Origin of the sequence: Gordonia sp. 852002-50816_SCH5313054-c (assembly GCF_001665925.1) — a bacterium.
Classification (GTDB): domain Bacteria; phylum Actinomycetota; class Actinomycetes; order Mycobacteriales; family Mycobacteriaceae; genus Gordonia; species Gordonia jacobaea.
The window spans coordinates 13,820-39,950 of sequence record NZ_LZTE01000070.1 but is presented as its reverse complement, the minus strand read 5'-3'; the positions used below and the strand labels follow the sequence as shown (position 1 = coordinate 39,950).

25 protein-coding genes are annotated in these 26,131 nt (G+C 65.0%); 12 read left to right on the top strand and 13 right to left on the bottom strand.

Annotated elements, in window-relative coordinates:
- Positions 1-26: 26 nt before the first annotated feature.
- Together A5788_RS18810 and A5788_RS18805 are read right to left on the bottom strand one after the other, a co-directional pair.
- On the bottom strand, positions 27-899 hold the full coding sequence (locus A5788_RS18810; protein WP_064870492.1) for a biotin-dependent carboxyltransferase family protein: 873 nt from the start codon (positions 897-899) through the stop codon (positions 27-29).
- A complete protein-coding gene (locus tag A5788_RS18805; protein WP_064870493.1) occupies positions 896-1,609 on the bottom strand; it encodes a 5-oxoprolinase subunit B family protein in 714 nt (237 codons plus the stop codon). The genes A5788_RS18810 and A5788_RS18805 overlap by 4 nt, the downstream gene beginning before the upstream one ends.
- Before the next feature lie 73 nt (positions 1,610-1,682).
- Between A5788_RS18805 and A5788_RS18800 the strand changes: the two genes are divergently transcribed.
- The 4 genes from A5788_RS18800 (at position 1,683) to A5788_RS18785 (ending at position 5,871) form a co-directional block, all read left to right on the top strand.
- Complete coding sequence (locus tag A5788_RS18800; RefSeq protein ID WP_064870522.1) at positions 1,683-2,627, top strand: carbohydrate kinase family protein; 945 nt, start codon at positions 1,683-1,685, stop codon at positions 2,625-2,627.
- Between the two features lie 162 nt (positions 2,628-2,789).
- Positions 2,790-4,112: a citrate synthase gene (locus tag A5788_RS18795; protein ID WP_082938088.1), complete on the top strand. Its 1,323-nt coding sequence runs from the start codon at positions 2,790-2,792 to the stop codon at positions 4,110-4,112.
- A gap of 46 nt (positions 4,113-4,158) precedes the next feature.
- Complete coding sequence (locus A5788_RS18790) at positions 4,159-4,527, top strand: FKBP-type peptidyl-prolyl cis-trans isomerase (protein ID WP_049697838.1); 369 nt, start codon at positions 4,159-4,161, stop codon at positions 4,525-4,527.
- Positions 4,528-4,578: 51 nt separating this feature from the next.
- Positions 4,579-5,871, top strand: a complete 1,293-nt coding sequence (locus A5788_RS18785; RefSeq protein WP_064870494.1) for a cryptochrome/photolyase family protein — start codon at positions 4,579-4,581, stop codon at positions 5,869-5,871.
- On the opposite strand, the gene A5788_RS18780 is transcribed toward A5788_RS18785, so the two are convergent.
- Complete coding sequence (locus A5788_RS18780; RefSeq protein ID WP_064870495.1) at positions 5,823-6,923, bottom strand: AsnC family transcriptional regulator; 1,101 nt, start codon at positions 6,921-6,923, stop codon at positions 5,823-5,825. The two genes, A5788_RS18785 and A5788_RS18780, sit on opposite strands and share 49 nt — an antisense overlap.
- A gap of 127 nt (positions 6,924-7,050) precedes the next feature.
- Here A5788_RS18780 and A5788_RS18775 point away from each other — a divergent pair, with 127 nt between their 5' ends.
- Positions 7,051-8,511 carry an MFS transporter gene (locus tag A5788_RS18775; RefSeq protein WP_064870496.1) on the top strand — a complete coding sequence of 487 codons (1,461 nt, stop codon included), beginning with the start codon at positions 7,051-7,053 and terminating at the stop codon, positions 8,509-8,511.
- A 138-nt stretch (positions 8,512-8,649) separates the two neighbouring features.
- Here A5788_RS18775 and A5788_RS18770 read toward each other — a convergent pair whose 3' ends face one another.
- The 5 genes from A5788_RS18770 to A5788_RS18750 are packed head-to-tail and all read right to left on the bottom strand — an operon-like array spanning position 8,650 to position 12,901.
- Entirely contained in the window at positions 8,650-9,879 is a 1,230-nt protein-coding gene (locus A5788_RS18770; protein WP_064870497.1) for an ABC transporter permease, read from the bottom strand.
- Positions 9,876-10,775, bottom strand: a complete 900-nt coding sequence (locus A5788_RS18765) for an ABC transporter ATP-binding protein (protein WP_064870498.1) — start codon at positions 10,773-10,775, stop codon at positions 9,876-9,878. The genes A5788_RS18770 and A5788_RS18765 overlap by 4 nt, the downstream gene beginning before the upstream one ends.
- A complete protein-coding gene (locus A5788_RS18760; RefSeq protein WP_064870499.1) occupies positions 10,768-11,355 on the bottom strand; it encodes a hypothetical protein in 588 nt (195 codons plus the stop codon). The genes A5788_RS18765 and A5788_RS18760 overlap by 8 nt, the downstream gene beginning before the upstream one ends.
- A complete protein-coding gene (locus tag A5788_RS18755) occupies positions 11,352-11,675 on the bottom strand; it encodes a helix-turn-helix transcriptional regulator (protein ID WP_049697845.1) in 324 nt (107 codons plus the stop codon). The genes A5788_RS18760 and A5788_RS18755 overlap by 4 nt, the downstream gene beginning before the upstream one ends.
- Before the next feature lie 32 nt (positions 11,676-11,707).
- On the bottom strand, positions 11,708-12,901 hold the full coding sequence (locus A5788_RS18750; RefSeq protein WP_064870500.1) for an NAD(P)-binding domain-containing protein: 1,194 nt from the start codon (positions 12,899-12,901) through the stop codon (positions 11,708-11,710).
- 92 nt (positions 12,902-12,993) lie between these two features.
- Between A5788_RS18750 and A5788_RS18745 the strand changes: the two genes are divergently transcribed.
- Positions 12,994-13,725, top strand: coding sequence for an enoyl-CoA hydratase (locus tag A5788_RS18745; protein ID WP_064870523.1), 732 nt, complete (start codon positions 12,994-12,996; stop codon positions 13,723-13,725).
- A 165-nt stretch (positions 13,726-13,890) separates the two neighbouring features.
- On the top strand, positions 13,891-15,714 hold the full coding sequence (locus A5788_RS18740; protein ID WP_064870501.1) for a purine-cytosine permease family protein: 1,824 nt from the start codon (positions 13,891-13,893) through the stop codon (positions 15,712-15,714).
- Between the two features lie 52 nt (positions 15,715-15,766).
- Here the strand turns inward: A5788_RS18740 and A5788_RS18735 are convergent, their stop codons facing one another.
- Together A5788_RS18735 and A5788_RS18730 are read right to left on the bottom strand one after the other, a co-directional pair.
- Complete coding sequence (locus tag A5788_RS18735; protein WP_064870502.1) at positions 15,767-16,849, bottom strand: XdhC family protein; 1,083 nt, start codon at positions 16,847-16,849, stop codon at positions 15,767-15,769.
- A gap of 50 nt (positions 16,850-16,899) precedes the next feature.
- Entirely contained in the window at positions 16,900-17,511 is a 612-nt protein-coding gene (locus A5788_RS18730) for a TetR/AcrR family transcriptional regulator (protein WP_064870524.1), read from the bottom strand.
- 206 nt (positions 17,512-17,717) lie between these two features.
- Between A5788_RS18730 and A5788_RS18725 the strand changes: the two genes are divergently transcribed.
- The 3 genes from A5788_RS18725 (at position 17,718) to A5788_RS18715 (ending at position 21,815) form a co-directional block, all read left to right on the top strand.
- Positions 17,718-18,854: an MBL fold metallo-hydrolase gene (locus A5788_RS18725; protein WP_064870525.1), complete on the top strand. Its 1,137-nt coding sequence runs from the start codon at positions 17,718-17,720 to the stop codon at positions 18,852-18,854.
- Positions 18,851-21,433, top strand: a complete 2,583-nt coding sequence (locus A5788_RS18720; RefSeq protein WP_064870526.1) for an HAD-IC family P-type ATPase — start codon at positions 18,851-18,853, stop codon at positions 21,431-21,433. The genes A5788_RS18725 and A5788_RS18720 overlap by 4 nt, the downstream gene beginning before the upstream one ends.
- A 118-nt stretch (positions 21,434-21,551) precedes the next feature.
- The gene (locus A5788_RS18715) at positions 21,552-21,815 is read left to right on the top strand and encodes an antitoxin (protein ID WP_064870503.1); all 264 of its coding nucleotides are present in this window, start codon (positions 21,552-21,554) and stop codon (positions 21,813-21,815) included.
- 70 nt (positions 21,816-21,885) lie between these two features.
- On the opposite strand, the gene A5788_RS18710 is transcribed toward A5788_RS18715, so the two are convergent.
- Positions 21,886-22,512, bottom strand: a complete 627-nt coding sequence (locus A5788_RS18710; RefSeq protein ID WP_064870504.1) for a DNA-3-methyladenine glycosylase — start codon at positions 22,510-22,512, stop codon at positions 21,886-21,888.
- Here A5788_RS18710 and A5788_RS18705 point away from each other — a divergent pair.
- On the top strand, positions 22,490-22,927 hold the full coding sequence (locus A5788_RS18705; protein ID WP_049698077.1) for a type II toxin-antitoxin system Rv0910 family toxin: 438 nt from the start codon (positions 22,490-22,492) through the stop codon (positions 22,925-22,927). The genes A5788_RS18710 and A5788_RS18705 overlap by 23 nt on opposite strands.
- Before the next feature lie 399 nt (positions 22,928-23,326).
- On the opposite strand, the gene A5788_RS24110 is transcribed toward A5788_RS18705, so the two are convergent.
- Positions 23,327-23,545 (bottom strand): hypothetical protein, encoded by a 219-nt coding sequence (locus tag A5788_RS24110; RefSeq protein WP_064870505.1) that lies wholly within the window; start codon positions 23,543-23,545, stop codon positions 23,327-23,329.
- A gap of 61 nt (positions 23,546-23,606) precedes the next feature.
- On the opposite strand from A5788_RS24110, the gene A5788_RS18695 reads away from it, so the two are divergent.
- Positions 23,607-25,175, top strand: coding sequence for a VWA domain-containing protein (locus A5788_RS18695; protein ID WP_231894304.1), 1,569 nt, complete (start codon positions 23,607-23,609; stop codon positions 25,173-25,175).
- Positions 25,176-25,181: 6 nt separating this feature from the next.
- Here the strand turns inward: A5788_RS18695 and A5788_RS18690 are convergent, their stop codons facing one another.
- A complete protein-coding gene (locus A5788_RS18690) occupies positions 25,182-26,087 on the bottom strand; it encodes a LysR substrate-binding domain-containing protein (RefSeq protein WP_064870506.1) in 906 nt (301 codons plus the stop codon).
- Between the last annotated feature and the right edge of the window lie 44 nt (positions 26,088-26,131).

Sequence of the window (26,131 nt, the reverse complement as noted above, 5' to 3'; positions counted from 1 at the left end):
GGTGCTGTCAACGCTGCCCGACCTGATCAACCGGGCTGAAAGAGGACGAGCGTGCCGGCGACGAGTTGCGCCGCGGCCGAGACCGACGTCGCCGACAGGACGCCCACGACCGGGTATCCGCCGGTCACGGGGTGATCGGCGAGGAAGATGACGGGCTCGCCGGCAGGCGGAACCTGCACCGCTCCGTGGGCAACGCCCTCGGAGGGCATCTCGGGAAGGTCGGTGCGGTGTGTCAGGGTCGGCGCGGTGTCGTCATCGCGACGTCGTAGGCGTACCCCGACCCGATTACTCGCGGGCGTGACCTCCCACGTGCCTGCGAAGAGGTCGCCCGGCTCGGAGAGGCGATTCGCGCGTGGGCCGGGAAAAGTGGTGAGTTCAACGACGCCGACCCGCCGGGTGTCTGCCGGGGCATGCAGAGTTGCCGGCCACGTCTGGTCTGCATCCCCGACCCTCAGTTCGTCGCCCTGCGCCAGGGGAGGGGGTCCGGTTCCGGAGAGCGTGTCGGTCGACCGCGATCCGAGTGACGGCTCGACGTCGAATCCACCTCGTGCGGCAACGTAGTTGCGGCAACCCCAGTGCGGCGTGCCGACCTCGACATTCGTCCCGGCGCGGGCAACGACAGCCGAATTGATCCCGACGGCAACACCGTTGACCGAGACCGAAGCATCGGCGCCCGTCACGGCCACGAGTGTGTCTGTGTCGCAACGGAGCACGAGGCCACCGAGTGTGGTTTCGATCGTCGCGGCATCCTCGGAGTTGCCGACGAGGCGATTGGCAAGGGTCATGGCGACTCGATCTGCGGCACCCGACCTCGGCACTCCGAGGTGTTGATAGCCGGGACGCCCGAGATCCTGGATCGTCGCCAACGGCCCGGTGGCGATCACCGTTGCGCGAGTCACGGGTTCCCCGTGTCGTCGTCGGGTCGAGCGGCAGAATCTTCGGAGACACTGGCGTCGACGAACCGGACACGGGTACCGGGTGCGAGGAAGGCCGGCGGGTCGTCGTGTTCGCTCCAGAGGCTGATTCCGGTGCGTCCCAGCAGGTTCCAGCCTCCGGGGCTGTCGCGCGGATACACCGCGCTGTATCCGGCGGCGATCGCCACCGACCCGGCCGGCACGCGGGTACGGGCGTGTGACCGTCGGGCGAGGTTCAGCAGTCCGGTGAGAGCGGCATCGGCGACGTCAGACGCGGGCACCAGATAGCCGAAACCCGGTGCGAAACCCATGAACTGGACGACCCATTCGGTACCCCGATGCGCCGCGATCACCGCGTCGACACTCATGTCGAGTGCACCGGCGACGTCGTCGAGGTCGTCGCCGTCGTAGTGAACGGGTATCTCGACGGGTGAGGGAGTCGAATCCGCAACGTCGGCACCTGCGATCCCGAACCGCAGTGCGCGATGGATGCCGAGGACATCCACACCGCCACCTGTCTTGCCCTGCACCAGAATTGACGACGCACTCGGCACAAGGTCCTCGGTGGCTACGAGGCGACCGTCGGCTATCGCGGCCCGCAACGCGGTCGCCGACTCGAGTACCGCATATGCCGGGTCGTCGGCATCGGCGAAGTCGAGAAGCACCGCATCGGGGCCGGCGGGTAACTCCTGCATACCGATCGAATCTACCGTCGACGGCCACGTCCGGATGGCACACTGGGCGCGTGGCGCGCATGGGAGCAGATCGTTGAGAGAGATCGTCGTGTGCGGTGAGGCCCTCGTCGATGTGGTGTCGACAACGGCTCCGGGCCCCGACCCGTCGCACCTGCCACCGTTGCAGCCGGCACTCGGCGGCGGACCGTTCAACGTCGCGATCACCCTCGGCAGACTCGGTAGTGCCGTCTCGTTCTGCTCTGCGGTCGCCACCGACACCTACGGCGACGCCATAATGGCTGCTCTGAGTGCCGGGGGCGTCGGCACCACACTGGTCCAACGTCGCTCCGAACCCACGTCGCTCGCCCTGGCCACGATCGGTACCGACGGCGCAGCGCACTACTCCTTCTATGTGGAGGGCACCGCCGACCGCCTGGTCACCGAGCCCGGCGACTTCGCCGCGACCGTCTCCGCGGTGTGCTTCGGAACGTTGTCCATGGTCCTCGAACCGGGTGCGAGCGTCTACGAACTGGTGATGCGTCGAGCTCACGACGCCGGGCGTCTCGTTGCACTCGACCCGAATATCCGGCCCTCCGTGATCGACGAACCCGACGTCTACCGTCGACGATTCCTTGACTGGGTACCGATGGTCGACGTCCTCAAACTCTCCGACGAAGACGTGGACTGGCTCGGCGACGGAGCAGACGGCTCGTCGGTCGACGACTGGCTCCGGGAGGGCGCGGGGGCCGTCGTGATCACCCACGGAGCCGACGGAATCTCCGTTCGCACACGCGAATTCACCGTATTGGCACAGGCTCCCGAGACAACCGTCGTCGACACGATCGGGGCGGGCGACAGTGTGCTCGGAGGGTTGCTCCATTTCTTCGACGAGTCGGGCGATTTGTCCGCATCAGCACTGCGGTCGCGCGACGCCGACTATTGGCTACGTGCCGCGGACTACGCGGCACGAGTCGCCGCGGTGACCGTTTCGCGTCCCGGAGCCGACCCTCCGTGGGCGAGCGAGCTCGATGCCCCGTGATCGAGGCGCAGGTCAGACGGTATTCGGCTACGGTTGACCAACGTCAATGCACCCTCCGTGGGCGCGCATGTCGATAACCGACTACGTTTAGTAACGGAGAGTCCGACTCACAGTGCGTCACATGTACCTGTGGGTCTCATACCTGAGTAAAGGGGTTTTGGAGTGTCCGCTGAAACAGCTCCCGCCGACTCGGCATCGGATACCGCCTCGTCGACGTTCATCTACCCCGGTGGGCAGCTCGAGCTTCCCATTCTCAAGGCCACCGCGGGCAGTGATTCGGTTGCGCTGGGCAAGTTCCTCGCAGAAACGAATCTCACGACGTTCGACGGCGGCTTTGTCAACACCGCAGCCTGCAAATCCGCGATCACCTACATCGACGGAGAAGCAGGCATTCTGCGCTACCGGGGTATCCCGATCGACCAACTGGCAGAGAAGTCGACCTTCATCGAGGTCAGCTACCTGCTGATCTACGGCGAATTGCCGACTCCGAGCCAGCTCGAAGAGTTCAACAACAAGATCCAGCGGCACACCCTGCTGCACGAGGATCTCAAGCGATTCTTCGACGGCTTCCCGCGCAACGCACACCCGATGCCGGTGCTGTCGAGCGCAGTCAACGCACTGAGTGCTTACTACCAGGACTCGCTCGATCCCAAGGACCCCGAGCAGGTCGAACTGTCGACGATCCGTCTGCTTGCCAAGCTGCCGACGATCGCCGCCTACGCCTACAAGAAGTCGGCGGGCCAGCCGTTCCTCTACCCCGATAACTCGCTGTCGTTGGTCGAGAACTTCCTGCGCATGACCTTCGGCTTCCCGGCCGAGCCCTACGTGGTCAACCCCGAGGTCGCCAAGGCCCTCGACATGCTGTTCATCCTGCACGCCGACCACGAGCAGAACTGCTCGACGTCGACGGTGCGTTTGGTCGGTTCGTCGCAGGCCAACCTCTTCACGTCGATCTCGGGTGGCATCAACGCTCTGTGGGGTCCGCTGCACGGTGGCGCCAACCAGGCCGTGCTCGAGATGCTCGAAGACATCAAGGCTTCCGGTGGCGACACCAAGGCGTTCATGACCAAGGTCAAGAACAAGGAAGACGGTGTGAAGCTCATGGGCTTCGGACACCGCGTCTACAAGAACTACGATCCGCGCGCAGCGATCGTGAAGAAGACCGCCGACACGATCCTCCAATCGCTCGGCGTCCAGGACGATCTGCTCGACATCGCCAAGGGACTCGAGGAAGTCGCCCTCAACGACGACTACTTCATCTCGCGCAAGCTCTACCCGAACGTCGACTTCTACACCGGCGTCATCTACCGGGCCATGGGCTTCCCGACCCGCATGTTCACGGTGCTCTTCGCACTCGGACGTCTGCCGGGCTGGATCGCGCATTGGCGTGAGATGAACACAGATCCCGCGACCAAGATCGGCCGACCGCGTCAGCTCTACACCGGCTACCCCGAGCGTGACTACGTCACGATGGGCGACCGCTGAGTTCGACGCTTCGACCTGTACACCCCACGACTCAAAGGAGAGTCCCGTGACCAGTACCGAGAAGCCAGAAGTCGAGTTCCAAGAAGGTCCCGCTCCCAGTGAGTTGGTGATCGCAGATATCATCGTCGGCGACGGCGACGAGGCAAAGCCGAGCGACGTCGTGGACGTGCATTACGTCGGCGTCGACTTCGAGTCGGGCGAAGAGTTCGATTCGTCGTGGGACCGTGGTCAGTCGGCCAACTTCCCGCTCGACCGGCTGATCCCCGGCTGGCAGCAGGGAATCCCGGGCATGAAGGTCGGCGGCCGCCGTCGCCTCACCGTGCCACCTGCGCTGGCGTACGGCCCCGAGGGTGCGGGCCACCGGTTGTCCGGACGGACACTGGTCTTCATCATCGACCTGCTGGGTGTGGGCTAGATCGCCTCGCAACGTAACAACGCCGGTGCATCGGATGTCGATGCACCGGCGTTGTGCTGGCTACGGCGTGATCTGCGACTAGGCGATCTCCCGGCGCTAGGCGAAGCGATCGGCGACGGCAATCGCGAGGTTCTGGTCTGCTTCGTGCTCGACCCGCGTCTCGAATCCTCTTCAGGCGAGCGACGACTCGCTTTTCTCTACGACTCGCTCCGCGAACTCGACGCCAAGCTCGACGGCAAGCTCCTCGTCGTGCGTGGACGTCCCGACGAGGAGATCCCACGACTGGTCGACGCCGTCGGAGCGGGTTCGGTACATGTGAGCGAGGATTTCTCGCCGTTCGGGCGGCGTCGAGACGACGCTGTCACCGCAGCACTCGAAAAATCCGGCGCGACATGGCAGCCCGTCGGTTCGCCCTACCTTGTCTCGCCGGGCAGGGTGACGAAGTCCGACGGCACACCGTACAAGGTGTTCACGCCGTTCTTCCGTGCATGGCGCGACCACGGTTGGCGCGCGCCGGCGAAGACCGAAGCGCCGTCGAACATCCTGAATCCCAGCGACATTCACCCCTCCGGCCGAATCAGGATTCCGGCAGCACCCACGACGCTGGACCTGCCTGCCGGTGAAGACGCGGCACTCGAGCGGTGGCGCACCTTTGTCGACGACGACCTGTCGGGCTACGAGTCCGACAGGGACAGGCCAGATCTCGATGCGTCGAGCAGGATGTCGGCGTATCTGAAGTTCGGCAATATCCACCCGCGCACGATGGCCGCCGACCTCGGCAGGTCGCAGTCGGCGCAGGCGTATCTGCGTGAGCTGGCGTTCCGTGACTTCTACGCCGACGTGCTCTACAACTGGCCAAAAAGCCTCTGGCACAACTGGAATGACCAGTTCGACGACATCGCACTCGACACCGGAAAGTCCGCCGAGAAGCACTTCGACGCGTGGTGCGAGGGGCGAACCGGCTTCCCACTCGTCGACGCGGGGATGCGTCAACTGAGCGAAACAGGGTTCATGCACAACCGGGTGCGCATGATCGCCGCGTCGTTCCTGGTGAAAGACCTGCACCTGCCGTGGTGGTGGGGTGCGAAGTGGTTCCTCGACCAGCTCACCGACGGCGACATGGCGTCGAATCAGCACGGTTGGCAGTGGGCCGCAGGCACGGGAACCGATGCGGCACCGTACTTTCGGGTGTTCAACCCGGAGACGCAGGCCAAGAAGTTCGATCCCGACGGCGACTACATTCGATGCTGGATTCCCGAATTCGACACCGACGACTACCCGGAACCGATCGTCGATCACAAAGCCGAACGCGAAGAAGCACTTCGACGTTTCGGTGAGCTCTGAGACGGCGAGATCTGAGACGCCGAAACCCTGGGTGGCGCAAGGCGATCCCCACTCACGAGCGAACCCGCGTTCTTCACGCGCGACAGTAGCGGGAGCAATTCGTACGACGTGATCCCGTCGAGGGGTCCGAGGACATCGGTGACGAAGGAGTACAGCTCGTCGGTGTCGTGCACCATGACACTGGCCGTCAAGTTGGCCGCCCCGGTGACGGCAACCGCGAACGGCACAGCGGGGTGGGCTGCGAGTGCCTCGCCGGTCGCTGTCAGATGTCGGGGGTGCACCGTCAGCCAGATCGCGATCGCGTCGCGCCCCAGCGCGGCAGTGGCGAGATCGACGTCGAAGTAGGCGATGCCCGACCACACGAGGTGCTCGACGCGTCGGGTCACCTTGCCCGGCGTCGAACCCACTGCGCGAGCGAGGTCGGTATACGACGTCCGACCGTCGCGGGTGAGGACATCGATGATCGCTCTGTCGGTGCGATCGATCGTCGTCGATGAGGGCCGACCGCCGTCGGGTCCGCTCGGAATGCGTGTTTCCGCAAGCGAGTTAGCCTCCGTCTGGGTGAGCGCGTCATGCCAGCCCTCCCAATCCGTCGGTGCCCCGCCGACGAACGTGTGCAGCACCGCTGCCGGCCGGACGTCGAGGACCGGTGCCGCCTTGGGGAGCGTTCGGGTGAGGAGTTCCATTCCGCCGTGCGGATCGGCTGCGCGCAGATTGAAGACGATCTCCCAGCCGGCCTCGTAGATGGATACCCACGAGACATCGTCTCGCGCTGCCAAGGCACCGGCGATACCGTCGGCTCCTTCCGGGCGACACCGCACACGCACGACCCATGTCGAGTTTCCGAGGGCACGGGGGTCGGTGGCCATGGTGACGCGCAGGAGACCATCGCGTCGCAGGCGTCGATAGCGTCGGGCGATCGTCTGTTCAGCCACGCCGAGGACGTCGGCGATCTCATGAAACGACGCCCGTGGCGACAGTTGGATTGCGCGAGCGATTCTCGTGTCCAGACCGTCGAGGATGGAGGATTCTGGCGACGTTGTGGCTCCCATGTCATGAAGTTAACGGAATCAGGGTCTCCTGGCGACGCCGAGCGATTGCGGGATCACACTTGGTTCATACCGCCTGAGGTGCGTTGACGCACCGGATTCGGGCGAAATCCTCGAAAGGTACACACTCATGGAACGTAAATGGTGGACGCTTGTCGTCGTCTGCGCAGCGACCTTCATGTTGCTGCTCGACGTCACGATCGTCGTCGTCGCACTTCCCGACATTCAACATGCACTCGGCGCCAGTTTCAGTCAGTTGCAGTGGGTCACCGACGCGTATGCGCTCGCGCTGGCGTCGTTGCTGCTGACATCCGGATCCATCGCCGACAAGTTCGGCAGACGTCGAATCTTCTCGATCGGCTTGGTGATCTTCACACTCGGCTCGCTGCTCTGTGGCGTCGCACAGGACCCAGTCATGCTGATCGTGTCCCGCGCACTGCAGGGCGTCGGCGGCGCGATGCTGTTCTCGACGTCGCTCGCGCTTCTCGCGTCGACGTTCCACGGCCGTGAACGCGGCGTCGCCTTCGGCGCCTGGGGTGCGGTCACCGGTATCTCGACGGCACTCGGCCCCATCCTCGGTGGCGTGCTGACGACCGGCGTGAGCTGGCGTGCGATCTTCCTCGTCAATCTGCCCATCGGTATCGCCGCCCTGTTCGTCACGTGGAAGATGGTCGACGAGTCGCGCTCGCCTCATGCTCGTCGAATCGACTGGCCCGGCGTCGTCACATTCACCGCTGGTCTCGTCGCTCTGGTCTACGGGCTCACCGAGGCCGGGCAGCGCTCGTGGGGTGACAGCCTGGTCGTCGGCTCGTTCATCGTCGCCGCGGTGTTGCTCGTGGCGTTCGTGATCATCGAACTGCGTGTCGACGAGCCGATGTTCGACCTCTCACTGCTGCGGATTCCCACCTTCACCGGCGGTCTGATCGCCGCCTTCGCGATGAACGGCTCGCTGTTCGCGATGCTGCTGTACGTGGTGCTCTACCTGCAGGAAGGGCTCGGCTACTCGGCGCTGCAAACCGGCGTCCGGCTGCTGGTGATGTCGGGCTGCACGATGGTGAGCGCCACGATCGCGGGCCGACTGTCGGAGAAGGTGCCGCTGCGCTGGCTCATCGGACCGGGCCTGCTCATCGTCGGTGTCGGACTGTTCTTGATGGCCGGTCTCGACGAGAACTCGTCGTGGACGCACCTCATCCCCGGCCTGATCATCGCGGGCATCGGCAGCGGCCTGGTCAACCCGCCCCTCGCCGCGACCGCCGTCGGCGTCGTCGACGTGCACCGCTCCGGCATGGCGTCGGGCATCAACACCACCTTCCGCCAGATCGGCATCGCCGTCGGCATCGCGGTCTACGGCACCGCCTTCAGCTCGAAGCTGAGTTCGTCGATGCGCGAGAACCCCGCCGGCGGCAAGCACGCCGCCTACGCCGAGGCCCTCAACGCGCTGTTCTGGATCAGCGGCGCCGTGGCCGTCGTCGGTGGCCTCGCCGCGCTGCTGCTGATCCGCAGCCGCGACTTCGTGCCGCACGGCCCCGCCCCGACCACCGAGGGCGGCGACACGTCGAGCGAGGGCGCCGGGGTGACGGCATCGGCCTGACGCTGCTCTCGACTGGCCCAGCCGGCAGAAACCCGCGGAAGGATTCTTTCCGCGGGTTTCGTGCCTTTGCTCGTGTTGTTTCTCGAGGAGAGGTCAGTCTCTGGGGAAAAGATCTCTTCCCCTACTTTCTGCGCGCCCCTAGCGCGCCATCGAGAGCACTTCGGACCACTTGACGCGGCTGCCGGTGCGCAGGATCGAGCGCTGGTAGATGCGCGCGGCGAACCAGGTCGCGGCGGCGCAGGCCAGGATCATCAGGATCAGCGAGACGACGATCTGCATAGCGTTGGTGTCGCCGGTGGCGATCCGGATCGGCATCAGCACGGCCGAGAACGGCGGAATCCACGTCAGCACTTCGATGAACGTCGACTGCAGCGACTGCACTCCGAAGATCCCCGCGTACATCACGGCCATCGACAGCACGGTGAGCGGCATGATCGTCGAGCCGAGCTCTTCCTGGCGCGAAACCAGTGCTCCCGCAGCGGCATACAGCGTCGCGAAGAACAGGTATCCGAGCAGGAACCACACCAGAACCGCGAAGAACATCCAGATGGCGGTACCGGCGATTGTCAACATCCCGGTGGCAATCCCGGCAATCAGAGCAGTCAGGCCGAGCACCACCACCTGCCCGAGCGCAACGGCACCGATCCCGAGGATCTTGCCCCACATCAGGTGTAGCGGCTTGACCGTCGCCAACAGAAGTTCGACGATCCGCGAAGTCTTCTCCTCGACAACTCCCACGGCAATCATGTTGCCGCCCAGCATGATTGCGGTGATGAGCAGAATCGCACCGACGAGCGCGATCACGATCCGCTGCGCCTTGTCGGGCTTTTCCGGGGTGGTCTGAACAGTGGTGATCGTTGGTGTCGGCAGCGACGCCGCGTCGACACCGCGGGCAGTGAGACCCTGGGCCAACTCGTGCTGCTGGATCGAGCCGCGCAGCACACCCGACAGCGAGTCGGACAGCCCCGTCTTGCTGACGATCGCATACGACTCACCGGAACCCCGCACCACCGCGGCATCGAGATCACCGGATTCGACGCTGCTGCGCGCCTGCGACAGCGCATCCGGACCAGAAGCGATTGATACGACGGTGATCGGCGTGCCGCTGGCCTCGCCCACCTGGCCGATCGTCGTCGACAGGGAACTGTCGCCCGCAACGCCGACACGCTCCGGGTCGGTTCCACCACCGGAGATCGCTTTCCAGACGATCAGGCCGACGACGATCACGAGCATCAACACCACGGTGCTGACCACGAAGGATCGGGTCTTGGCACGTGTGGCGATTTCACGTTGTGCCACAAGGCGAATCGTCTGCAGCGCACTCGCGCCCTGTGAGGCTGTGTTGTCAGTGGAATTGTGGGAGGTCATGCCGTCACCACCTCTCGGAAGAGTTCGGTCAGGTCGGGTGTTGTCCGCGCGAAGCGATGTACCGGTCCGTGTGTCAATGCGCGATTGAGTACTGCCTGGTCGTCGAGCGTCGTCGGGTCGACGCGCAGCCGAGCACCGCCCGGTTGGTATTCGGCTTCCAGCACTCCGGGAAAGCCATCGGCCCAGCGCGTCGTCGAGTCAGGACCGTCGACCTCGAGGATCACGCCTGCACGTGTGCGGAGATCGTCGACGGTGCCGAGCGCACGCATTCTGCCCTTGACGACGATGCCGACGCGATCACACAGTCGCTGCACCAGATCGAGCTGATGCGACGAGAAGATGACCGGAATATCCTCGGCTGCTTTCTCTTTCAGAACGTCGCTCATCACATCGACGGCCACCGGGTCGAGGCCCGAGAACGGCTCGTCGAGCACCAGTACGTCTGGATCGTGGACCAGCGCCGCGGCGAGCTGTACGCGCTGCTGGTTGCCGAGCGAGAGGTCGGCGACGTTGTCGTCGTACCGTTCGTCGACGCCGAGTCGCTGCGTCCAGCGTCGGGCACTCTCGGTGGCCTGGTCGGCACTCATTCCGTGGAGGCGCGCGAGAAACACCAGTTGCTCGCCGACCTTCATCTTGGGATAGAGCCCACGCTCCTCGGGCATGTATCCGATTCGACGCCGCGTGTTGAGATCGATCGGTGCGTCACCGAGCGTCACCCGACCCGAATCCGGTTCGAGCACACCGAGAATGATGCGCATCGTCGTCGACTTGCCTGCGCCGTTGCTACCGACGAAGCCGAAGATCTCTCCTGGGGCGACGGTGAAAGTCATGTCATCGAGTGCGACGACGTCGCCATACCGTTTGGATAGTCCGTCGACGGTGAGGGATTCAGGCATGATCTTCCTCCTGGTAGGTTGCGAAGTCTTCGGGGTCGGCGTCGTCGCTCCACCACGCGGTCAGCATGGTTGGCACGAGGGCGCCGGTCAGCACGAGGCTGATGAGCAAAATGCCGGTGCCGTACACCAGTTGGCCGTGTACCTGCTCTCGGGTGCCCAGGACGATCAGGATGATGTACGGGATGAACATCAGCGAGAAGAGGGCGATGAATCCCACTGATCGGGCCGAGTTACGTTGCGCGAGTTGGATTTCATCGAGCGCGGTGACCGGGGTTTCGGCAATGGAGCCGGTCACGATCCGCAGCAGGTACTGCACGACGAACGCGCCGACGATGGCAATGATGAACGGGATGAAGAACGCGTAGGTGAAGAACGCCACCACCGCGCTGGCCAAGAGCACGACCAGCACCACGATCTCGGCAACGACGATTCGTCGCGCGGCTCGACGATTGCGCCAGCTCATCAGCTTGCCTGCATGACGTTGGTTGAAGCGAACATGGCGTTGACCACGCCACTCGTCGTAGCGACGCCACAGCTCGGGCGTCGCTTCGGCCGGGATGGCCGAGTTGGGATCCCTCATTGTGCTTCCTCCGTGGTGGACGACGGTTGCGGTGAGTGTGTTTCGTCGACGCGGATGGCGCGTCGGGGGTAGAGCTCGGCCGACATCGCCGAGAACTCGGTGCGACTGAACACCGCTTCTACGGGGAGGTCGAAGACTTCGCAGATGCGAAAAGCGAGGTCGAGGCTCGGGTAGTTGTCGCCGCGCTCGAGCGCACCGACGGACTGGACGTTGATGCCGACGAGTGCTGCCAGATCGGCACGCGACATCCTCCGCTCGGCGCGTAGAACTCCGATGCGGTTGTAGATGGGGAGCTTTTCTCCCCGCCGTACTGGACTCACACTACATAGTGTTGGGAAAACACAACAACTTGTCAAGGCTGGGCATCAAGAATCTCCGCGACGTTGCGTGCTGCCTCGCGACCCGCGCGGTTTGCGCCGATCGTCGACGCCGACGGTCCGTAGCCGAGTAATTGGACCCGCGGGTCGTCGGCGACGGTGGTTGCAAGGCGTCCGGTCATGACGATTCCGCCGCCGGGTCCGCGCAGGTGGAGAGGCGATAGATGATCGAGCGCACTTCGGAATCCGGTGTTCCAGAAGATGACGTCGACGTCGAGTTGCTCGCCCGCAGTGACCGCGCTGCTGCTCCCGCCTGCCGACCCGTTCCCGCCTGCCGACCCGTTCCCGCCTGCCCCGCCCGTGCAGTCCCAACACACGCCGGTCTCGGTGATGCGGGTGAACATCGGTCGCCAGTTGTCGAGGATTCCGTCGCGCTGCGCGGCTTCGATGGTCGGTGTCACCGCGAGGCCGGTCACCGACACCACCGACGTCGGCGGTAGGCCGGCACGAACCCGGCGTTCGACGCGGGCCACGGCTTCGCGACCGAGGTCGGGTGAGAAGGGATTCGAATCGAAGCGCGGTTCGGTGCGCGAGCACCAGAATGTCTGCACGCCGGGAGCGCGTCGAGCGATCTCGATCAGTAGCTGAACTGCCGAGATGCCTGCGCCGACGACCAACACGCGCTGACCGGCGAACTCCTCGGGTCCGGTGTAGTCGTGCGTGTGCAGTTGCCTGCCGCGAAAGTCCGCGGCTCCTGGAATGTGAGGGATGAACGGCCTTTCCCACGTTCCGGTGGCGTTGATGAGTGTGCGTGCGGAGATCTCACGCCCGCGGAGTCGGCCACCGAGCGTGACCCGAAATCCGTCGCCGTCTCGTTCGACGGAACGTACGTCGACCGGTCGACGTACCCGCAGCCCAAACCTGTTCTCGTACTTCGCGAAGTACTCGGGAACGACGGACGACGCTGGGAACTCGCCGCGGTCGATGCCCACCGCCTCAGCAAGCCCGTATCCCGGAAGATCGTGCACACGGTTGGTGCCCGACAACGTCAGCGTGGGCCATCGGAACTGCCATGCGCCGCCGGGACGCGGGGAGTGGTCGAGCAACTGGTAGCGGTCACCGAGGCCGAAGCGTTGCAGAAAGTACGCCGCCGACAGTCCTGCCTGCCCGCCACCGATGACGAGGACATCGCTGGACGCGTCGGGCTCCTGCGCGACGGATTCGTGCACATCGGGGCTTGTGGACGCGGGCGACAGCGACGGACTCGACACCTCTCCAGTGTGCCCGCCGGAAAATGGCGGGGCTGGGTAGTCTCTCCTGCATGATCCACTCGCATGCAGAAGGTTCGGTGACGACGATCGAGCTCGATCGCCAGGACAAGCGCAACGCACTCAATGAGGACATGGTCGACGGACTCGGGAAGGCTTTCGCCGATGCCGTCGACGCGGGCGCCAGGGCCATCGTGGTCACCGGCCGCGGCAGCGTATTCAGTGCGGGCGCCGACCTGTCCGGTCCCGTCTACGACCCGGCGTTCCTCGAAAAGCTCATCGCCACACTGCGCGAGATCGAGTCGGTGCCCGTCCCGGTGATCGCGGCACTCAACGGTTCGGCACTCGGCGCAGGCCTGCAACTGGCGATGGCGGCCGACCTTCGGGTGATGGCCCCCGACGCTCTTGCCGGTATTCCCGCAGCGAAAATCGGTGTCGCCGTTGACGAGTGGACAATTCGACGACTCGTCTCACTGGTGGGTGCAGGCCAGGCGCGCGGCATGCTGATCGGCTGCGATCCGTTGTCGGCCGAACGCGCTCACGCTCTCGGATTCGCCAATCGCATCGGCGATCTCACCGACGCCCAGCATTGGGCGTCGACCATCGCCGATCTCGCCCCCCTGACGCTGCAGCATTACAAGTTGGTACTCAACGGCGACGGTGCGCGCGACGACGCACCCGCCGATCGTCAGGCCGCGATGCGTCGCGCGTGGGAAAGCGAAGACGTGGTCGAGGGGCGTGCCGCTCGCTCCGAGAAGAGAAAGCCTGAATTCACGGGAAAGTAGATCGGACAACGTGTTTCGTCGTCGGCGGTGCGTCTACGGGCGCATCGTCGAACAACCGTGGCCGTGATGCCTAGTTTTCCTGCGTGAAACATTCCGAGTAACTCGCCGAAACATGGCGTTCGTACGTTTGGCCGATCTGTAACTCGGATCACGCAGGAGGGGCCGATGGCCACCGATAAGCATCACGAACACGTCGGCGAGGTGGCCGACGAGGTCGGCGAGATAGAAAACGCCGAACACAGCATCATCGCGACGGGTGCGCAGGCTGCTGCCATGCGCGAGACCCTCGAGGACTACACACTTCGTTTTGCGCCCCGCAGCTACCGCAAGTGGGGACCGGGCGTCGTCGCCGTCTCCGCTCTCGGTGGCATCGCCTACCTTGCCGACTTCGCGATCGGCGCGAACATCGGTATTGCCAACGGCACCGGAAATGCCTTGTGGGGCATCCTGTTCTTCTCGGTCGTCATCGTGATCACGGGCTATCCGCTCGCGTTCTACGCTGCTCGATACAACATCGACCTCGACCTCATCACGCGCGGAAGCGGTTTCGGTTACTACGGCTCGGTGCTGACCAACGTCATCTTCGCGTCGTTCACCTTCATCTTCTTCGCCCTCGAGGGCTCGATCATGGCGCAGGGTCTCGAACTCGGTCTACACATACCGCTGTGGATCGGCTACCTGGTCTCGTCGTTGTTGGTCATCCCGTTGGTTATCTACGGCATGAACACACTCGCCAAACTGCAGGTGTGGACCACGCCGCTGTGGCTGGTCATGATGGTCCTCCCGTTCATCTACCTGGTGATCAAGCACCCGTCGGCCATCGGTGACTTCTTCGCGTTCAGCGGTGTCGACGGCGACGGCAACCCAGCGGGCAAGGGTGTCAGCTTCGCAGGCACGATGCTCGCGGCCGGTGTCTGTTTGTCCCTGATCGCACAGATCGCAGAGCAGGTCGACTACCTGCGCTTCATGCCGCCCCGTACGCCTGAGAACAAGCGGAAGTGGTGGTCGGCAACCCTTATCGCCGGACCGGGGTGGGTGTTCTTCGGCGCCATCAAGCAGATCGTCGGTCTCTTCCTCGCCGTGTACCTGATCGGGATCAGCGTCGACAACGCGGGCATTGCGAACCAGCCCGTCCACCAGTTCGTCGAGATCTACCAGGACTTCCTGCCGCACTGGCTCGCTCTGACCCTCGCCGTGATCCTCGTGGTCATCAGCCAGGTGAAGATCAACGTCACCAACGCCTACTCGGGCTCGCTGGCGTGGACCAACGCTTTCACACGTGTCACCAAGACCTACCCCGGACGCCTGGTGTTCCTGTTCTTCAACGTGATCATCGCGATCGTGCTGATGGAAGCCAATATGTTCAGCTTCCTGAACAACCTGCTGAACTTCTACGCGAACTGCGGTATCGCGTGGATCGCCGTCGTCGCGTCGGACATCGTGATCAACAAGTACATCTTGGGCATCTCGCCGAAGCAGCCGGAGTTCCGTCGCGGCATGATCTACAGCGTCAACCCGGTCGGATTCTGCTCGCTCCTGATCTCGGCGGGTGCGTCGATCCTGGTGTACTTCCACGTCTTTGGCGATGCCATCCAGCCGTACTCGCCGCTGGTGGCGCTCGTACTCGCCATCGTCCTGCCGCCCATTTTCGCGATCGCAACGAAGGGCAAGTACTACCTGCGTCGCGTCGACGACGGTATCGATATCCCGATGTACGACGAGCACGGCAACCCCACCGACGTGAAGTTGCTGTGCTGCGTCACCAAGATCGAGTTCGAGCGACCCGACATGATCGCCTCGGCGGTGCCCGGTCCGAATGGCGAGAAGCAATACATCAGCTCGCTTGCACTCTCCTGTGACAAGACCGGTGAGCATGTCCTGCCCGCGCAGGACGTGATGTCGATGACCTCCGACATCCCTGCTGCGACAACCGAAGCGGCGACGGCTACACCTAGCTCGTCCTCGGAGGCGCCGAAGGAGGACGCATAGCCTCACGGGCAAGAATTGCACGACGTCGGGTTCGCTTCGGGTCGGGTTCGCTTCAGCGATGGAGCGGACCCGACGTCGTGTGTAGTGGAGCAGCCGAAGCGGCATGACGATCCGCGATCAACTGTGCGGCGATCGAGACGGCGACCTCGGCAGGCGTGTGTCCCCCGAGGTCGAGTCCGAGCGGCGATCGTAGACGACTCAATTGTGCTGCGGTGACGCCGGATTCGACGAGGCGATCGTTGCGATCGGCAACCGTCCGACGGGAGCCGAGTGCACCGACGAACCCCGCGGCGGAGTAGGCGAGCGCAACGCGAAGAGTCGGGACGTCGAACTTCGGGTCATGGGTCATCACGCAAATCGCGCTTGTGGCATCGACTGTGCCGGAACGTATCTCGGACTCGAGGTAGCGGTGCGGCCAGTCGACGACGACCTCGTCGGCGTCGGGAAAGCGTGCGCGGGTGGCGAATACGGGCCGCGCGTCGACGACGGTCACCCGATAGCCGAGCGAGCGTCCGATGCTGCTCGTGGCACGCACGAAGTCGTTGGCACCCACCAGGATCAACCGCGGGGGAGGGGCGAAGGTGTGTACGAACGTGCGCGGACGGTCGGCACCCGACTCCGCAGGCTCGTCGCAGTCGTCGACGCCGATGATGCCGCTGCGCCCCGACGCGAGGAGATCGGCGACGTCGCGGCCGAGTCGACGCCATGGTTCGCTCGTCGACGTCGTGATGTGCCACTCGGGGGAGTCACTCAGCGTGGTTGCCCAGGCGACTCGACGGTCCGCCGCGAGATGTCCGGCGAGGTCGTCCAACGCGCGTCGATGACCGGAGTCGACGCGCTCGACGAAGACCTCCAGAGATCCACCGCAGGTCAGGCCGACTTCGATGCCGTCGGGATCCGCAATACCGAAGTGCTCGACGACGGCACAACCGTCGTCGAGCACGGTCATGCAGGTGTGGACGAGCGCTGATTCGACGCAGCCACCCGAGACCGACCCGATGACCTCGCCGTCGGCCGTGACAGCCATTGCAGCGCCGACGCCGCGCGGGGTCGGGCCGCTCGTGCCGATGATGCGAGCGATGGCGACCGGCCCACGACCGAGGCGATCGATCACCACTGGCAGAACATCACGCATTGATCCAGTGTCGGCTCCGTGGCGTGGTTGCGCCACTCGGCGTCACCGTGTCAGCGCGGCGCGACGTGCGTCATGACGTCACGCACCATCGACTCCGTGATGGCGCCGAGAGCGCTGTCGTCGGCAGTCGACAGGTAGACCAGGGTGATCGCGATGATGTTGGCGATGAACACGGGAGCAATGCGAGCGACCGGTGTGAGCCAATCGATCTGCGCCTGCTCGCCCGCCGCGGCCAGCCCTTGTGCCGCAAGCGCATAGAGATGCTCGTACATCTGCTTGCCCGCCGGCTGCAATTCGGGATGGTTGTGCGCGTAGATGCCGAGCGAGATGGTCGCCTGGAGCCGCCCGGGGTCGGCTTTGAGCATCATGTAGAACGCGTCGAGTTGCTCGACCATCTTGGTACGCATCGCTTCGACGCCGACCGCCGATGATTCGCCCACCGGCAGCAGCGACTGGAGCATGAGTGAAACATCCTCGGGCACAGCCTTTTCCATCACTGCCCAGAGCAGTGCGGTGCGGCTTTCGAATGCGTAGTGGAAGCTCGCGAGTGGCATTCCGGCATGCGCACAGATGCGCCGCGTGGTCGCGCCTTCGACGCCGTGATCGGCAATCACGCGATACGCGGATTCGACGAGCGCTGTGCGCCTGTCATCGACGGACATCCGAGCCAACGGACCGCTCACTCCCCAGTTGAAACGGATAGGTGTCGGAAGCGTATCAGGGTCGATGTCGCCACGAGAACGATTGTCCACCGATGCGACTCGACGCGCGTCCGATTGATCGTGGTGCAGAAGCGATAGTGTGGCGGAATGGTCGCAAGGAGTTCTCGCAGGACACCGAATTCCCCACAAGACAGGGAACCCCGCTCATGATCAGTCGTCTCGCCGACGTCGGGGTGCGAGTGGCCGATTCGGCAACCGGCGCATTGTCGGCAGCGGGACTGCCCGCGGCCCGCGCGCTCGGCGCCGACCGCGACGCGATCCGGCCGTACGTCGAATCGTCGGAGTATCTCGTCGACGGCGCGTTCGTCAATCCCGAACCATCGGCACCCGGAGTGACTCCCGACTTCCAGGTTGCCCTCGACATGGCCCGCGGCCCCGGCAGGCCGAGCCGACCGGTCCTCGTCACCGTGCCGCAATTCGACGCAGAGCCCGGCAAGCTCACCGTCACCTGGCTCGGGCACGCGTCGGCACTTGTAGAACTCGACGGCACCCGCATCCTCACTGACCCGGTGTTCAGCCAGCGGTGCTCCCCGTGGCAGCAGGTGGGGCCGGCCCGACTGCATCCGGTGCCCGTCACCGTTGCCGACCTCCCGCAGATCGACGTCGTGTTGCTCAGTCACGATCACTATGACCACCTCGACATGGACACGGTCGTCGCCTTGGCAGACGCATCGCCCGAGGCGGTGTTCATCGCGCCCGTCGGTGTCGCTGCGCACCTCGTGAGCTGGGGAATCCCCGCTGACCGCATCCGGCAGGCCGACGTCTGGCAGAGCGTCTCGGTCACGTGCGGAGCGACCTCACTCGAGTTCTTCTGCGGACCGGCCCGCCACTTCTCCGGGCGCGGACTCACCCGCAACCTCACACAGTGGGCGAGTTGGGCCGTGGTGGGACCCGAGCACCGATTCTTCTTCTCCGGCGACACCGGCTACAGCGAGCGGTTCGAAGAACTCGGTGCACGACACGGACCGTTCGACCTGACGCTCATCGCCGTCGGCGCATACGACCCGTCGTGGCCGGAGGTGCACGTCGACCCGGAGGAAGCCGTCGCGATACATCGGATGCTGTCGGGCGAAGCGGGCTCCGACTCGGTGTTCCTGCCCATTCACTGGGGAACGTTCAGTCTCGCGAGGCATGCATGGGCCGATCCCATCACACGTCTGCTGCCCGCAGCCGAGCGAAACAACACGTCCGTCGTCGTGCCGCAGCCCGGCGGCACCATCGACATCACCGCGCGTATCGGGACCGGGCTGCGCACACCCACGTGGTGGGAGACCTCGGCGTGAGCGAGCAGAGCACTGCGGCCCCCGAGCGGGGCCTCACGGCCGACGAGGTCGCACAGCGCGTCGCCGACGGCAAGGTCAACGACATGCCCGACCGCTCGGGGCGCTCGGTCGGCGACATCATCAAGGCCAACGTCTTCACCCGGATCAACGCGATCCTCGGGGTGCTGTTCGCGATCGTGGTCTTCACCGGCTCGCTCATCAACGGGCTGTTCGGTCTGCTGATCATCGCCAACAGCGGTATCGGCATCATCCAGGAGATCCGCGCCAAGAAGACCCTCGACAAACTCGCCATCGTCGGACAGGCCAAACCGCGTGTGCGACGCGACGGCGAGGTCACCGAGATCCCACCGAACGAGGTGGTGCTCGACGACATCATCGAGATCGGTGCGGGCGACCAGATCGTCGTCGACGGTGAGGTCGTCGAGTCGTATGTCCTCGACGTCGACGAGTCGCTCCTGACCGGCGAGGCCGATCCCATCGACAAATCCGCCGGAGACAAGGTGCTGTCCGGCAGCTTCGCGGTGTCCGGGGCGGGCGCCTACCGCGCGACAAAGGTGGGCGCCGACGCGTATGCCGCGCAGTTGGCCTCCGAGGCGTCGAAGTTCACGCTCGTGTCGTCGGAGCTGCGGTCGGGCATCAATCAGATCCTGCGGGTCATCACCTGGCTGTTGATTCCCGCCGGGCTGCTGACCATCGTCAACCAGCTTTTCATCAGCAACAACGGTCTTCGCGCATCGCTGCTCGGCATGGTCGCGGCGCTCGTTCCGATGGTCCCCGAAGGCCTCGTCCTGATGATGTCGATCGCATTCGCGGTCGGCGTCATTCGTCTCGGGCAGCGGCAATGTCTGGTCAACGAACTACCAGCGATCGAAGGCCTCGCACGCGTCAACATCGTGTGCGCCGACAAGACCGGCACACTCACCGAGAACGGCATGCGCGTCTCGGAGCTGCGGATCATCGGTGATGACGGAAAAGTTGACGACGGAAAAGTTGACGACGGAACGGCCGAGGACGGCAGCGGGGCAGGCGCGTCGTCGGATCGTCGAACGCAGGCAGAGCAGGCACTGGCCGCGCTGGCGAAGAACGATCGCAGTCCCAACGCGAGCATGCAGGCCGTCGGCGAGGTGTACGACGACGCGCCCGACTGGACGACGTCGGCCGTCGAACCGTTCACCTCCGCCAAGAAGTGGAGCGGCATGTCGTTCGTCGATGCCGACGGCAACGACGCGGGCAACTGGGTCCTCGGAGCCCCCGATGTGCTGCTTGACGACGACTCCGAACCGGCACGCGTCGCAAGCGATCTCGGGGCACAGGGCCTACGCATCCTGCTCCTGGCACGGCTCGACGTCGCTGTCGACACCGAGCCGGACGCGGGATCGGCGACGCCCGGGCACCTGACCCCCGTCGCGCTCGTGGTGCTCGAGCAGCGGGTCCGTTCGGATGCTCGTCCCACCCTCGACTACTTCGAGGAGCAGGACGTTGCCGTCAAGATCATCTCCGGCGACAACGCCCGCTCGGTGGGCGCAGTCGCCGAGTCGCTTGGCCTCGGCTCACCCGACACCTCCGTCGATGCGCGCGACTTGCCGACCGAGCCCAACCAACTCGCGCACGCCGTCGAAGACGGCGTCACGTTCGGGCGTGTACGGCCCGACCAGAAGCGTGCGATAGTGCGCGCATTGCAGTCCGATGGCAACAACGTCGCCATGACCGGAGACGGCGTCAACGACGTGCTCGCGCTCAAGGACGCAGACATCGGCGTCGCGATGGGGTCGGGAAGTTCTGCCGCTCGATCGGTGGCCCAGATCGTGTTGTTGGACAACAAGTTCGCGACGCTGCCCTATGTCGTCGGTGAGGGTCGTCGGGTTATCGGCAACATCGAGCGTGTCTCCAACCTGTTCCTCACCAAGACCGTCTACGCGGTGCTGCTGGCGCTGTTCGTGGGTATCGCAGGGCTCGGAGCGAAGCTGTTCGGCACACCGTCGATCAGCTATCCGTTCCAGCCGATCCACGTGACGATCGCCGCCTGGTTCACCATTGGTATTCCGGCTTTCATCCTGTCGCTCGCACCCAACAACGAGCGGGCCCGCCCCGGATTCGTGCGGCGCGTGCTGACGCAGGCGGTGCCCAACGGAATCATTGTCGGGCTCTGCGCATTCGTCACCTATCTGATCGTCAATCCGGGAGGGTCGGGCAACTCGCTGGGCGGCGACTCGGTGGAGCTGTCGCCACATCAGACACAAGCCGCGACAGCAACTCTGATCACGCTGATCGCCATCGCGGTATACGTCCTGGCTGTTGTCGCGCGCCCGTACACGTGGTGGAAGGTGCTGCTGATCGCGGTGTCCGCGGGCGCATACGTGCTGATCTTCTCGTGGCCGTTCACCCAGCACATGTTCAAACTCGACTCGTCGAACTGGCAGATGAACTCGGTTGCATTTATTTCAGCGGCCGTCGGCATCGTGGCCGTCGAGATCATGTCGCGGATCGGGCCGCGCATCATCGCTCGTCACGAGCGTGAACGTGACGACGCTGAGCAGACGAGCCTTCGGGCCGAGAACGCGCGGGCGGCTCAGTCCTGATTTCTGGTCCATTGGTCCGTGGTTCCGACCCGCCGATGGACATAGACTCGACTGCACGCGACGCTGCTCCCGCGGCGTCGACGTCGACCCAATCACCGAGTGTGACCAGGAGCAGACCATGGATCTCAAAGGACTCGTCGACAAGGCGAAGGAAGCACTCCGGGGCAACCCGAGTCTGATCGACAAGGGTGGCGACGCCATCGACAAGGCCACCGGCGGCAAGTACGCCGACCAGGTCGACAAGGCACAGGACGCGGCACGCAAGGCTGTCGGTGCGGAAGACACGCCCGCTGAGCAGAAGCCTGCCGAACAGCAGCCGGCGCAGCAGCCCGCAGCCGAGCAGAAGCCCGCCGGGGATCAGCAGCCACCGGCCAACGGCTGAGCGAGTTCGAACCGCGTTGCGGTTGCTGTGGGGTGCGGAATCCGCGCCTCTCGGCAACCGCAACTGTTGTCTAGTCGGCCCGCGGGTGGCGACGGTACGCCGACACCGTCGGATCGTCGGTGATCCAGTAGCGCCACGCAACGTCGGCGTTGCGTCGAACTCCGACACGGGGCCCGGAGCTGATCGGCACGGAATTGATAGGCCCAGCGCCGGCGGGGTGGGAGTCGATCTCGTCGGGTGCGATGAATCGGACCTCTCGCGAGCGTGGAGCGTCGAGATCGACGCCGAGATCGTCCATCGTGATACCCAGCGACTTGGCCAGATTTCCCGGCCCGCGGGCCAGGCGCGTCGGTGCGAGGTGTTCCCCGCGTCTCCGGAGCGCAACGTCGAGGCCGTCGACGACCTCGCCCGCACGCAGCAGTACCGCCGACGCTTCGCCGTCGGGTCCGGTGACGACGTTGGCGCAGAAGTGACCGTGGATGCGGTACACATACAGCCTCGACGGCGGTCCGTACATGATCTCCGAACGGGGCGTCCGCGTGTACGCGTGCGAGGCCGGATCGAGCGGGCCCGCATACGCCTCGACCTCGGTGATCCGGATGGTCACATCGTGCCCGCGCAGAAATCGGCCCAGCATCGAACGTGCGGCAGTGGTGACGCTAGGCTGACGAACCATGGCTAAGACGAGCAGCTCCATCGAGGTCGATCTTTCTCCGGAAGATACCTGGTCAGCAGCGTCGGATCTCAGTCGGTACTCGGAGTGGCTGCTTCTGCACGACGGTTGGCGTTCACCGATACCCGGCCCCGGCGAACTCGAAAAGGGCACGAAGGTCTCGTCTGTCGTCAAGGTCAAAGGCACACGTATCCGGTTCGACTGGGTCGTTGAGACGTACGACCCGACGAGCCAGGTCCGTCTCAAGGGCAACGGCAAGGGTGGGATCAAGGCGAAACTCGATCTCGCCATATCGCCCACGGAGACCGGCTCGTCAGTAGTCTTCACTCTTGATCTGGGTGGGCTACCGCTGATCGGCCCCGCGGGGAAGGCCGCGGCAATGGCCGTCTCGGGCGACCTGAACAAGTCGCTGGACACCTTCGCCGAGGTCTTTGCGTAGGACTCTCCGGAGTCGACCGCAGACATACTTCTCGGCGCGCGCAGCGCCGATGACACCAGGGGGACGCACGACAATGGGGCGGCACTTTTCCGACTCCGATTCCGACGGCCAGGAGGTCGAGGGTCAGGGGTTTAGCGGTCAGGGGCCCGGGAGCAACCGGGGTGATCAGCGTCGCGAACCCGGCGCGCCCGACCGTGGCACCGGGTTCCCCAATGACCCGACCCGTCCCGGCGCGCGTCCGACGCCGCCGCGACGGACCCCACCTCCTCCCGGTCCCCGGCAACAGACTCCTCCTCGGCAACAGACTCCCGACCACCAAGCTCCTCGGCCCCAGACGTCGCGCCCCCAAGCCGCGCAGCCCCAGGCCCCGCAGGGCCAGCCCCCGCAGCGCCGGGCGCCTCAAGGCCAGGCGCCCACGCCCGCGCAGCAGCGTCGACCGGACGGGTCGTCGAATACCGGGTCGTCCACAACTGCGGCGCCGAAGACACCGTCTTCGACGGCCCGACCCGCTTCGGGTCGCCAGGCTGCGCAGCCCGCCTCGGGTCGCCAGGCTGCGGCGGCCGGGGTGGCGGCGTCGAGCGGCCAGACGTCACCGCGTGGAAGCAGATCGACACGCAAGGGTGGCTCGGGCGACGGTTTCGGATTCGAGCACCGTGAGGCGCGCAGCGGTCGTCGAGGGATGTGGTTGTGGAGCGCGGCCGCTCTGCTGCTGGTCGTCGCGATCGTCGGTGGCATAGCGATCTGGAAGTCCGGAATCGTCGGAGGCTGTGGCGACCGCACGTCGGTCAGCGTCGCGGCCGATCCGGCGATCCGAGATGCGGTCGCCGACGCCACGTCGAAGATGTCGTCGGATTCCTGCTACGACTACACCGTCACAGCGGTCGCAGGCGCAGACGTGCCGGGCCTGCTGACCAGCGGTGACAAAGCTCCAGATCTGTGGGTGCCCGATTCGTCGCAACAGGCGAGGCGGGTGACGACGCAGGTGCGTCGCCAATTCGACACCGTCTCACCGTCAATCGCCGCCACACCCGTCGTGGTGGCGGGTACGCAGGTCGGAAAGCTGTCGAACTGGGTCGACGTGATGAAGCTCGACGGTCTGCGCGCGGGCAACCCGATCGACACCAGCACCGGGGATGCGCCGATCGTCGGAGCGCTCGCCGAGGTCGACGCGGGCAAGCTCACCAACGACGACCTGACCGAAGCGATGACCGTGCTCGCGGTCCAGCAGAACAACGCTCGTCTGGTCAACGACAACGAGGGCACGCGGCTCAATCTGGCCAACACGTCGACGACGCCGGTGGTCACCACCGAGCAGCAGCTCACCTTGTTCACGCGAACGCATCCCGGTTCGAAGCTCAAGTCGTCGATCCCCGAGGACGGCACAGTGATGCTCGACTATCCGCTCGTCAATACCGCGCCGGAGTCGCGCGCGGAGACGGCGACGGCAGCGGGCAAAGACCTCTCCACCGCGCTGACTTCTGGCGACGGCGCGTCGTCGATCACCGACGCGGGATTCCGAAAGCCCGGTGACACAGAGGGTTTGACGGTATTAAAGCTCAGCGATCCGTCGCAGGTCGACAGGGCTCTACGGCAATGGCAGGTTCTCGGCGTGCCGATTCGCTCACTTGTCGTCGAGGACACTTCGGGGTCTATGGCCGAAAGCGACGGCGGCGAGACGCGCGCGCAGTTGACCATCGACGCGTCGCTGACCGGTTTGAAGCTGTTCCCGAACAACACCGAGATCGGTATGTGGTCGTTCGGTGTCAACAAGGGCGGGCAGGGGCAGGACTGGAAGGAACTGTCACCGATTCGTCGACTCGACGCTCCGGCGTCGGGTGGTGGCACGCACCTGGACGAGCTCACGGCAGCGGTGAAGGCGGGACTCGCGCCGTCGGAGCTGGGTGGTGGAACCGGACTCTACGACACCACTTTGGCAGCGTTCAAGAACGTCCAGGACAGCTACGACCCGAAATATTCCAACAGCGTCATCATCCTCACCGATGGCCGGAACGAGGACGCGAACAGCATCAGTCTCAGGCAGCTGCTTTCGCAGCTCAAGCAGCTCGAGGATCCGGCGCGGCCCGTGCTCGTGCTCACCATCGGGATCTCCGACGACGCCGACACCGATGCTCTGAAGCAGATCGCCGAGGCAACCGGCGGGTCGTCGTACGTGGCGAAAAACGCAAGCGACATCCAGACGGTGTTCGTCGACGCGATCCGTGCTCGGGTGCAGGCGGCCGGCCGCTGACGTTGGTCAGCTCGGCAATGCTGACAGGTCGCGGGCGACGTCGCGGAGCACGTGTAGCACTCGCTCGACGATCGGAGCGTCGGCGGTGACCAGACGTGCCGCGGCAAGATCGACGGGGTCGGCGTCGGGGGTCATCGGTAGGTAGCGGACCCCCGCGATTCCGAGCGCGGCGGTCGGCTCGGGCACGACGGCGACCCCGAGACCCGCCGCGACAAGCGTCACGAGCGTCGAGGTCTCCTGCACCTCGTGTCGGATCTGCGGGACGAATCCGGCAGCCGCACACAGGGTGGCCAGTTGGGTGTGCATCACCGAACGTCCTTGTCCCGCATGGGAGATGAAGTCATCGTCGTGCAAATCTGCGAGGGCAACGTGGTGCTGGTGTGCCCTGTGGTGACTGTCGGGAAGCGCCGCCAGCAATCGGTCGCGCCGCACGGGCGTGACGACGACCTCGGGTGCCGTGATCGGTGGACGCAGCAGGGCGAGATCGATGTCGCCCGCCAACAGCGCCGCGATCTGTGCGGGTGCGAGCATCTCGCCGCGCACACTGACGTCGACGTCGGGGAGCTCTTCGCGGAGGGCCCGGACGAAGCGGGGGAGCAGCGAGTAGGTCGCCGATCCGACGCACCCGATGGCGAGGCGGCCCTGTGTGCCCTCTGCGATCCGCTTGGCGTGCGTTCCGGCATGGTCGACGGCGTCGAGGATTGCGACGGTGCGTTCGAGATAAGCCTGACCCGCGGGCGTGAGTTCCACGGTGCGGGTGGTGCGGATGAGGAGTGGGAACCCGAGTTCGTTCTCGAGCTGGCGAATCTGTTGCGACAGCGGTGGTTGCGCGATGTGCAGTCGTTCGGCAGCACGTCCGAAATGCAGTTCCTCCGCGACAGCGCGGAAGTAGCGAAGGTGGCGCAGCTCCATCAGGCGTCTCCTCGATATTGATACTTCTGACATCTTAGTCGATC